We start from the raw sequence: 8,732 nt of genomic DNA, 5'->3' as shown, positions 1-8,732 counted from the left end.
GCGCCACCGGTAATATAGTGTCTGCGATATCTGATGTTCCCGGCATATCTCCGTCACCGACTTCCTGCCGTTCAATCCTTCAAGTACCACCGCCAGCTTCTCCTCCGTCGTCCAATTACTGCGCTTCATCTTCGCTCCTTGGCTAGACGCTTGAGTCTACCTCTAAACTACCCTCGTGTCCAGTCTCTGAGGGGCGCAGTATAACACATTCTCTAGAGAAGATTCTCTCTCCATCTCTTTTTTCCATATCTCTTTCTCCTAACATCTTACTATTTTCCCTCTCAGAAGCCCTTTATCTTTTTCTAACAAAAAAATTATATCAAAACTCCAAACCTTGTCAATTATTGTGACTGAAAGTTGCTCTTTTTATACCACCGATAGTATCTTGGATTGCCTGGGCTTCATAACAAAACTGCCGCAAGCCAAAAAAAGTTGCATCAAATTACATGATAACCGCAGTCGCGTTCAGGTGGATTTCTCGTGAGGCAATGCGCCTGTTTGACTTTAGGGGATTCGTGAATAAAATACCCAGTTACCCTGAGCAATGAATTGTTTTTAGGAGGAATTTTATGGCTCATAAAAAAGGCGGCGGTGTTGCAAAGAACAACCGCGACAGCGCCGGAAGAAGACTCGGCGTAAAGCGCTACGCCTCACAGACCGTAAAAACAGGCGAGATTATCATCCGCCAGCGCGGAACTAAGATAATGCCGGGCCGCAACGTAGGCCGCGCGTCCGACGATACGCTCTTTGCCCTTGCAGACGGCGTTGTCAAGTTCGAGCACGTCTCAAAGACCAAAAAACGCGTTCTTGTAGTTCCCGCGGAATAACCGCAAAGGAGGGCTCCATGAAGATACGCTGGCTTGGACACTCCGCTTTTTTACTTGAGACTTCGAACGGACGGAAGCTTTTGACCGACCCGTACAATTCAGGCTCTTATGCGGGCACATTGCGCTACGGCCCAATCGAGGCAACGGCCGACGTAATCACCGTAAGCCACTCGCACCCTGATCACGACGGCGTTTCATCCCTTCCAAAACCTATAGGGAGAGTGGTTCGAGAGAGCAAAGTGACCGAAGAAGCGGGCTTCAGGATTTGCGGCATTGATACCTTTCACGACGAAGCAAGCGGTTCAAAACGAGGCAGGAATATAATCTTCGTTATTGAAGCGGAAGGTTTGAGAATCTGCCACATGGGCGACCTTGGCCACGTTCTTAGCGAATCACAAATAAAGGAGATCGGTCGTATCGACGTGCTCCTCATCCCTGTCGGAGGATACTATACGATAGACGCAAAGGAAGCCGCACAGGTTGTGAATCAAATCAAGCCGCGCGTAGTTATTCCAATGCACTACAAGACCGACGTTTTAGATTTCCCGGTTGCAGGAGTGGATGAGTTTCTAAAAGGAAAGACAAACGTGAAAACCCTGGATTCTGCTTTCACCGAGGTTACGGCTGATACCCTGCCCTCGGAGACCGAAATAAGGGTTCTCAAGCACGAAAAATAGACAAAACGCCAAAATTTGCTGTGCGCATAAGGGGAAGGACTCTGGCGCAATCCCTGATTACACTTGAAAGCCTGTATAATTATCGAATTTACGGATAGAGTGTAGGCTTCGGCCAGCCAAGGAAAGCTATTCTTTCTCCGCGTCGATTATATCGACTTCAATCCCCTGCTCGTTGAGGAGTCGTGCGGCGACCCCATCCTTCCCGCATGATGGGGAACGGGATTTGAATATCGCCCTGCGTATGCCAAGGGTTTCCGCTATCCTCAAAGCCTCTGCAGCGCCCTTAAGGAACTCCTCTGTTACGTCCCTGCCCATCTCGTTAATGACTGTAGGACAATCGCCTTTCCAGTGAACGGCGCTCCTGCACCTGGGTGTAGCCAGGCCGCCAAGCTGCTCCGGACATACGGGAACAATGCATTCGCCGCTTTCGATGAGCTTTTTTAGCGTATCGGGAACGCTGAGCTTGCCTGCATCGTACCTTGTTCTTGCGCCGAGCAGGCATGCGGAAACGAGAATCATGGCTGTCCTGCCTTTAGAAGCGGCTTACATCTATCTGGGAAATCATATTCAGATGCTGGCGAATAACTTACATTATTCCGGAGAGTTCTTTTACGCATTTCTGATTCTGACATAAATATCCGCCTGATAGATTCGACGACCGGTTTCAAGTTATCCTTTCCTGAAGAAAGCTCTCCTACTCGGGCGTCTTTTCTATGTAGGGACGCGGGTTGACCGGGACGCCGTTGACGTGAACCTCGTAGTGCAGGTGAGGACCGGTTGTTCGTCCAGTGTTGCCGATATAGCCGATAACGTCTCCGCGCTCCACCCTGTCTCCTGTCGCAATCTCGTAGCGGGAAAGGTGGGCGTAAAGGGTGGTGAATCCTTTTCCGTGATCTACCTCTATCATGTTTCCGTAGGAACCTACGTATCCCTTGAAGGTTACTACGCCGTCTCCGGTTGCGAACACTGGGGTACCTATAACGTTGGCTATGTCGAATCCCGGATGAAACTCTCCGTTGCGGGGTCCGAACTCCGATGTTACAACCCCGACAACCGGCCAGCCTACAGGTCTGCCCTCAAGAAGAGTCGCTTTGCGTTCCAGGAAGTTCCTTAAATCCTTCAGTGCGTCGCGCTTGTCGCGCAAGCGATCGGCAAGAACCTGGGCGTCGTTGTCTATGGAAAGCTTGAGACTGTCCTGAGGATTCGAGGCAATTCCTTCCATGTACGACTCTGGCGATATAAGGGGTCCTCCCTCTCCGGCGTTCTTGTCGTTCTGACCGATGTCGTGGCCCTTGAGTTTTTCAGCATCGGATTTGTTGAGCTTGTATCCGGCAAGTATCTTGAGGTCGGTAACGAAATTCTCAAGCCTTTCGAGTTCGTCGGTTACTTCGGAAAGCCTTTTGGCGTGAGCGACGCGCTCGGTCTCAATCTCATTAAGAAGGCTGTCCTTCGAGTACTTTATTGCGTTGCGCTGGGCGATAAGGGCTTTGTTTCGCTGGTGAAGGTCCTTGTTTTCCTGAAGGATAGGTCCTGCCACCCTGCGCAATTCTATGAGCTCCTTCGCGTATATAACGAGCCTGACACAGCCCGCGCCCAGGAGGAAAAGCGTGATGTAAAGAATGATGTTTAAGAATCTTTTTGAGAGGAAGATCCGCCGGGGTTCTTTTGTGCCCTCCGGGATGATGACAAAGGTATGGTCGCTTTTTATCATCCTTGTTCCTCCTTTTTAACGAATTTCAGACCCAGCTCATCGAGCTGGAAGCAGGCGACACTGGCGGGCTGACCCTCCATTAGTCCCTGGCCGGAGGTCGTTTTCGGAAAGGCTATTACTTCTCTTATGCTTTCTAAACCTGCAAAAATAGCCACTATGCGGTCGAATCCCATCCCGATCCCTGCATGCGGCGGCGCACCCGATTCAAGAGCCGCCAGGAAGAAGTCGAAATACCTCGGTTCGATGCCTGCGATTTTGAGAAGTTTTTCCTGAAGCTCGCGGGAGTGGCAGCGAACGGATCCTGAGCCGAGTTCGGTTCCGTTCAGAACAAGGTCAAAGAGCCTGCCTTTGACCTTCAATGGTTCGGAATCCAGAAGCTGCAGATCGGTCACCTGAGGCGAGGTGAAGATATGGTGAGCGGGGGCTATCTGACCTGTAATCGGGTCCATCTCGAACATTGGGAAGTCCGTTACCCACAAGAAAGCGTATTTCGATTCATCCACGACTCCGGCAATACGCCCGCAGACATCCCTCAGCCTCGACATCGCCTGGTTTAAAACCCTTAAATCGGTTCCCGCAAGTGCAAGATAGAGTTCCCCTTCTGCTAACTCATTCGTATTCATGAACTTGGAGAGCGTTCCCGAAAGCTCTGCACCCGTTTTGCGCACCCAGGCAACGCCCGGAAATCCGAAGGGCTTAACCTCTTCGGCAAGGGAGTCTACATCCTTTCTCGACCAGTTTGCCGCTTCCTTGAGCCTTATCGCACGCACCGTCCCTGCCTGCTCGACTATGCTTGCGAATATCCGGAACTCGGAACCGCGGAACCGGTCGGTTACCGTCAATAGCTGGATTGGATTTCTCAAATCCGGTTTATCGGACCCGAAACGCTCCATGCACTCGGCATAGCTCATCCTTGGAAAGGGGGTTTCGAGGAACTCACCCTTTATCTCCTTAATCCAGAGGTGGAAGAGCCCCTCGACTAGAGTCTGGATATCCTTTTCCTCCGCAAACGAGCACTCGATATCGACCTGGGTGTGTTCGGGCTGGCGGTCTGCGCGTAAGTCCTCGTCCCTCAGACACCTGGCGAACTGGAAGTAGCGGTCCATACCCGAAACCATGAGTATTTGCTTGTAAAGCTGCGGCGACTGAGGAAGCGCGTAGAACGTTCCCTTCATCGTCCTTGAGGGAACGAGAAAGTCCCTTGCGCCCTCGGGCGTCGACTTGGCCAGAATGGGTGTTTCAATCTCCCAGAAGCCTCTAGAGGAGAGATAGTTGCGGCCTATCTGCATCATCTTGTGCCTGAGGCCGATGTTTGCGGTCATGGAGGGTCTTCTCAGGTCAAGGTACCTGTAGCGAAGCCTCATCTCCTCCGCAGGCAGAAGCTCCTCGCGTTCTACGCTGAAGGGCAGGTCGCGCGCCCGGTTAAGAATCTTGATTGAATCGGCCTCAACCTCCACATGGCCTGAGCCGAGACGCGAATCTACCTGTTCGGGCGGTCTTGAGCGGACGGTTCCGCGAATCTCAACTACGTCCTCTGCGTGAATGTCCGAAGCTTGCCTGACCTTTTTGGGGTCGGCAATGACCTGTACGAGGCCTGAGCGGTCCCTGAACTGCATGAACGTTATGCCGCCAAGGTCGCGCAGCCGGTGCACCCAGCCGCACAACCTGACCTCCTCGTCGACCATCTCAAGACTCAGTTCGCTACAGTAGATTCTTTCCATTTTAGTATTGTATGACAAATTTTCCATGCGTCAACCCGCCCGTACCACATATCCCTTCCCCACCCCTAAATCTCGATAGAATATGTTGCTTTTCTTCGATGACGCCGCCCTTTATGAAGAGGAGAGGGGGGATTTCCCTTTTTGAATACGTGTCTCAACGATCAATACGATTGCTTCGCCGGCTCGGAGCCGTCTCGCAATGACCGTTGCTTTCATTTTGGGGAGTCATTGGCGACTTAGCGCCAGGGGCGCATTGACCGAACGTGCGCTGGAAGCGCAGGCGTTCGGCAGATTTCCACAGAATTTAAGCTAGCGCCTGGGAGGCGCATGGGCGGAAGTTTTTATGTAAGAGCCGTGAGCGACCGAAGCAAACCACTACAGGGTAATTCTACACTGACTAACGCTTGACAAACGAAAAAAAAAAATGTATTATTTGTGCAAAACAGGATGTTTCGCTTGGGGCTGATGGAGCGACCATCAAAATACTCAGTAGAACGTTTCTTTGAAAATAGGCAAGGAGAGAAGATGTTAAAAAAGATCATAATCAAGACAGCAATAATATTCTCGTCTGTTATATCATTTGTCTTGGCTTCCGACTTTTCAAATCAAGATGATAATTCCAATTCAGGTATTCGAAACCAAGTCCGTTTTATGGCATCTCTTGGTTACGAGCCTGGGTTTTTAACCAAGGGTCAAGATTACTGGCACTTTTCATCCGTTGACGCCCTTTCGAATCCATACGGCGCATACTATTTGTCCCACGGCCTTTCTGCAAAGGCAGGTATCGAGGCTTTTGGAGGCTGGGAACTTAGAGCCATTGGTTCGTACGGCCAGGACTTCATTCGCAATGGCGAACCAAACATAAGATTCACTGATACGTCCTGGTTCAGCGTCTCATCAGGACATACAAAGTGGATAGGTGAGGAAGCAAGCGTCGGTGGCGAGTTTGGACATGCGTTCAGGCTGAAGGGTGGAAAGGCAGATATCTACCTTGGCGTTGAGGAGGTGTGGAACCGACTTCACGGCGAGGCGATACTCACTAACGACAGTCTAGATATTGACACCTTTTCGATCTTCACTCACGGAAGCGGCATCCAGGGTCATATAGGCATGGACTTACCTTTAGCAACGTTCGGCAATTTTGTGCTTTCAACGAACTTGAAACTTCGCGCAGGAATCGTACCTCAGACCCCTGACAGCATTCCGCAGGGCTCTTCCTGGACAGGCACCAACGGTCTTCCAAGATGGGGATTCAGCCTTGGTTTGAATCTTGGATATGATTCAAGGAAACAAGGAGATCTCGAAAACCTTCCCGATCTCAGGCTGAAACCTATACGGAAGGATTCTCTTGCTCAAGTCTTAAAGCGACCTAAAGGCTGCTGTCTTACAGGCATCGGAATCCCGGCATGGCTAATAGAGGGCGCAGGCGCATGGGGCCTTGGATTTGTAGTCGGCCCTCTTGCCAGCCTTGCGTCTCTTGCCTGGGGAGGAAATGGAAAGGGTCCGGTCTTGAACGTATTAGAGTATGGCATAACAGGTAACTATTCCAGTAGTCGCAGTATATCCATTTCGGCATGGAGTTATCTTGGGGTGCCTCTGGGATCAGCTGCAGGCGGCATCATCTTGTGCAATCGTCTACAGCCAGGCGGCGACTGGCGATATGCCGCACTGGGCGCTATTGCGGGCGATATCCTGAGCTTTGCGATAACGCAGACGACTCTTATCTTAGGTGGAATTCCATGGCTTTACGGTCCAGACGGCAACCCATATGGCGGTGATGATAATCCGTGGCTGGCAGTGAGTATTCTTGCAGGTTCCACGCTCCCTGCAATTGGAGCCGTTCTGGGGTACAATCTGAGTATTCCAAGGATTGAACAAATAGATGAAGGTTTGGAATATCGGCCTTCGTGGACTGAGTACGCAATGCAAAACTCCTTAAACGAAATCGAAACTTCGCGTAGCAACAGAACTGGAACAAGAATGGAGGTCACTTTGCTGAGGGCAAACTTCTAAAAACTCATAAACATAAAGAGGGACCAATGAAACAAGCTGTAGACAATAGACGAAAAGGGAAGAGAATGATATTTTTCTTCTCGTTACTGATAGCAGGAATATGTTTTGCCGCAGACGGGATTCCGCCTGAAGACTCTCTCGGCAATACGGAAGACCCGAACTGCTGTACACTCTGGAGAGGCGATAGGATCCATATTTCAGACCCTGATCCAGGAACGGGTTGTCTGTTTCGGATTCACGAAGTAAATAAAACAGGCAATAATCATCTTGCCTATACATTTTTCTTCATGAATGATATTCACATCGGAGGCATAATTGGAAAAGATGATTACGACGAGCCAGGTTATGCCCCTGACACATCAGACGGCGTTGACGTTAACGGTCCGGGATCGTATCCATGGAATCACTTAATTGCCGCGACCAATCTGATAAATACTTACTATGATGCAAACCTGGGCTCTGGAGTAGAGAACGGCGAAGCAGTTTTTGCGATTATCGGCGGTGATCTTTCGAATACGGCTGAAAAAGCGGAGCTGCAACATGCTGCTAAAGGGCTTTACAGACTTCACCTTCCGTGGATACCACTGCCTGGCAATCACGATTTGTGGCCTAATGCTTGACAAACGAAAAAAAAAAAAATGTATTATTTGTGCAAAGCAGGATGTTTCGCTTGGGGCTGATGGAGCGACCATCAAATAAATTGAAGATAACGATTCAACTCCGGAAGGAGGAGTATATGAAGTACGGAAAAAAGATAGCCCTCGCGCTCTTGTCCTTGTGTATCATTCTTGGTGTTACGGGCTGCGTTTCGCCGTTTTACGGGACGGCAAGGATTGAAAAGGGCTTCCACATGGATGCAGGACTGGCGGCAACGAGCTTTCTTCAACCCGGTGATCCGCCTTCGTATTGTGTCGGTGGAAGAGTTGATTGTGAGGCAAGATACGGTTTTAACGAGTACTTAGGTCTTAACGGACGTGCCGGTCTATGCTACGGAAAAGAAGTGCCTTTTGATTCTTCAGGTTTCGGCGCTGCGGGAAATGTAGCGATAGGGGTACAGGGCGCATTGCCGCTCAAATTTATAACTCCGGCTCTTCGAATAGAACTAACACACTATACTTACCCTACGATAGCTCCGACATTGCTTTTAGGAATCGGGCAAAGAGAATTTATTACACTGGGAGCAAGGGCATCCATAGAATCAATAATAATGTTTGACGGCATTGATGTGTTTTTGACCGTTCACCCTACCTCTAATTGGAGCGTCTTCGGTGGTGTGCATTTTACGAGCTATCAAGAAGAACCTTTAGCTGCAATCGGAGTAGGGTATAAACTTAAATAGGTAAAGAAAAGAGGTAGTTCTTGCGAGAGGGTATCAAACGTTGAGAGGAAAAGTATAAAAGAAAGGAGAAACAATGACAAGGCTAATAAAACTTACAATGGTTTTTTCATTTTCTGTCGCCTTATTATGGGCGGCGGAATCTGCATCACCTGAGGATACATGATTAATCGTCGAATCGCCTTTGCGGACTTATTGGGAAGGTGATTGGACGGTGTACGGCCTTGAGGAAGGCCTCGAACACGAAAGTGATGAGGTTGGCTTAATTATTCATCATGTTGGCGACCGGACAAAACCCGTTACTTACTCGTTTTACGTAATACCCGATCTTCACGTAGGGGATTGTGCAGTAACGGATCAAGAGATAGCAAATGATTCTTTCGCGGATTATAACCTAGAAGGATGGGAGCCGAATCTTGATTTAAGGCCTGCAGTGCAGGAAGAAGG

9 protein-coding genes are annotated in these 8,732 nt (G+C 49.7%); 5 read left to right on the top strand and 4 right to left on the bottom strand.

Annotated features, from left to right (window positions below; genetic code table 11):
- Window positions 1–129, bottom strand: a 129-nt coding sequence (locus tag GX441_06465) for a transposase (protein ID NLI98287.1), incomplete at its 3' end; no start/stop codon positions are given.
- A 440-nt stretch (window positions 130–569) separates the two neighbouring features.
- Here GX441_06465 and rpmA point away from each other — a divergent pair.
- Complete coding sequence (gene rpmA / locus GX441_06460; GenBank protein ID NLI98286.1) at window positions 570–827, top strand: 50S ribosomal protein L27; 258 nt, start codon at window positions 570–572, stop codon at window positions 825–827.
- Window positions 828–844: 17 nt separating this feature from the next.
- A complete protein-coding gene (locus GX441_06455; protein NLI98285.1) occupies window positions 845–1,504 on the top strand; it encodes an MBL fold metallo-hydrolase in 660 nt (219 codons plus the stop codon).
- A gap of 126 nt (window positions 1,505–1,630) precedes the next feature.
- Here the strand turns inward: GX441_06455 and GX441_06450 are convergent, their stop codons facing one another.
- The 3 genes from GX441_06450 to aspS all read right to left on the bottom strand — a co-directional run bounded on the left by GX441_06450 (window position 1,631) and on the right by aspS (window position 4,936).
- Window positions 1,631–2,023, bottom strand: coding sequence for a DUF523 domain-containing protein (locus tag GX441_06450; GenBank protein ID NLI98284.1), 393 nt, complete (start codon window positions 2,021–2,023; stop codon window positions 1,631–1,633).
- Between the two features lie 175 nt (window positions 2,024–2,198).
- Window positions 2,199–3,215 carry a M23 family metallopeptidase gene (locus GX441_06445; protein ID NLI98283.1) on the bottom strand — a complete coding sequence of 339 codons (1,017 nt, stop codon included), beginning with the start codon at window positions 3,213–3,215 and terminating at the stop codon, window positions 2,199–2,201.
- A complete protein-coding gene (gene aspS, locus GX441_06440) occupies window positions 3,212–4,936 on the bottom strand; it encodes an aspartate--tRNA ligase (protein ID NLI98282.1) in 1,725 nt (574 codons plus the stop codon). The genes GX441_06445 and aspS overlap by 4 nt, the downstream gene beginning before the upstream one ends.
- Window positions 4,937–5,461: 525 nt before the next feature.
- On the opposite strand from aspS, the gene GX441_06435 reads away from it, so the two are divergent.
- The 3 genes from GX441_06435 to GX441_06425 all read left to right on the top strand — a co-directional run bounded on the left by GX441_06435 (window position 5,462) and on the right by GX441_06425 (window position 8,288).
- Window positions 5,462–6,949, top strand: a complete 1,488-nt coding sequence (locus GX441_06435; GenBank protein NLI98281.1) for a hypothetical protein — start codon at window positions 5,462–5,464, stop codon at window positions 6,947–6,949.
- Between the two features lie 26 nt (window positions 6,950–6,975).
- Window positions 6,976–7,569 carry a metallophosphoesterase gene (locus tag GX441_06430; GenBank protein ID NLI98280.1) on the top strand — a complete coding sequence of 198 codons (594 nt, stop codon included), beginning with the start codon at window positions 6,976–6,978 and terminating at the stop codon, window positions 7,567–7,569.
- A 116-nt stretch (window positions 7,570–7,685) separates the two neighbouring features.
- Window positions 7,686–8,288: a hypothetical protein gene (locus tag GX441_06425; protein NLI98279.1), complete on the top strand. Its 603-nt coding sequence runs from the start codon at window positions 7,686–7,688 to the stop codon at window positions 8,286–8,288.
- Window positions 8,289–8,732: the final 444 nt, after the last annotated feature.

Source organism: bacterium, from assembly GCA_012517375.1.
Lineage (GTDB): Bacteria > Hydrothermota > Tepidihabitantia > B3-TA06 > B3-TA06 > JAAYVC01.
Note: the sequence above shows the minus strand (reverse complement) of the source record. Positions and strands in the feature narration are given on the sequence as shown.

Excerpts from the sequence above, each read along its gene's own strand:
- GX441_06450 (NLI98284.1), bottom strand. The coding sequence starts at position 2,023 with ATGATTCTCGTTTCCGCATGCCTGCTCGGCGCAAGAACAAGGTACGAT.
- GX441_06455 (NLI98285.1), top strand. The coding sequence starts at position 845 with ATGAAGATACGCTGGCTTGGACACTCCGCTTTTTTACTTGAGACTTCG.
- GX441_06445 (NLI98283.1), bottom strand. The coding sequence starts at position 3,215 with ATGATAAAAAGCGACCATACCTTTGTCATCATCCCGGAGGGCACAAAA.
- GX441_06425 (NLI98279.1), top strand. The coding sequence starts at position 7,686 with ATGAAGTACGGAAAAAAGATAGCCCTCGCGCTCTTGTCCTTGTGTATC.
- aspS (NLI98282.1), bottom strand. The coding sequence starts at position 4,936 with ATGGAAAGAATCTACTGTAGCGAACTGAGTCTTGAGATGGTCGACGAG.
- GX441_06430 (NLI98280.1), top strand. The coding sequence starts at position 6,976 with ATGAAACAAGCTGTAGACAATAGACGAAAAGGGAAGAGAATGATATTT.
- rpmA (NLI98286.1), top strand. The coding sequence starts at position 570 with ATGGCTCATAAAAAAGGCGGCGGTGTTGCAAAGAACAACCGCGACAGC.
- GX441_06435 (NLI98281.1), top strand. The coding sequence starts at position 5,462 with ATGTTAAAAAAGATCATAATCAAGACAGCAATAATATTCTCGTCTGTT.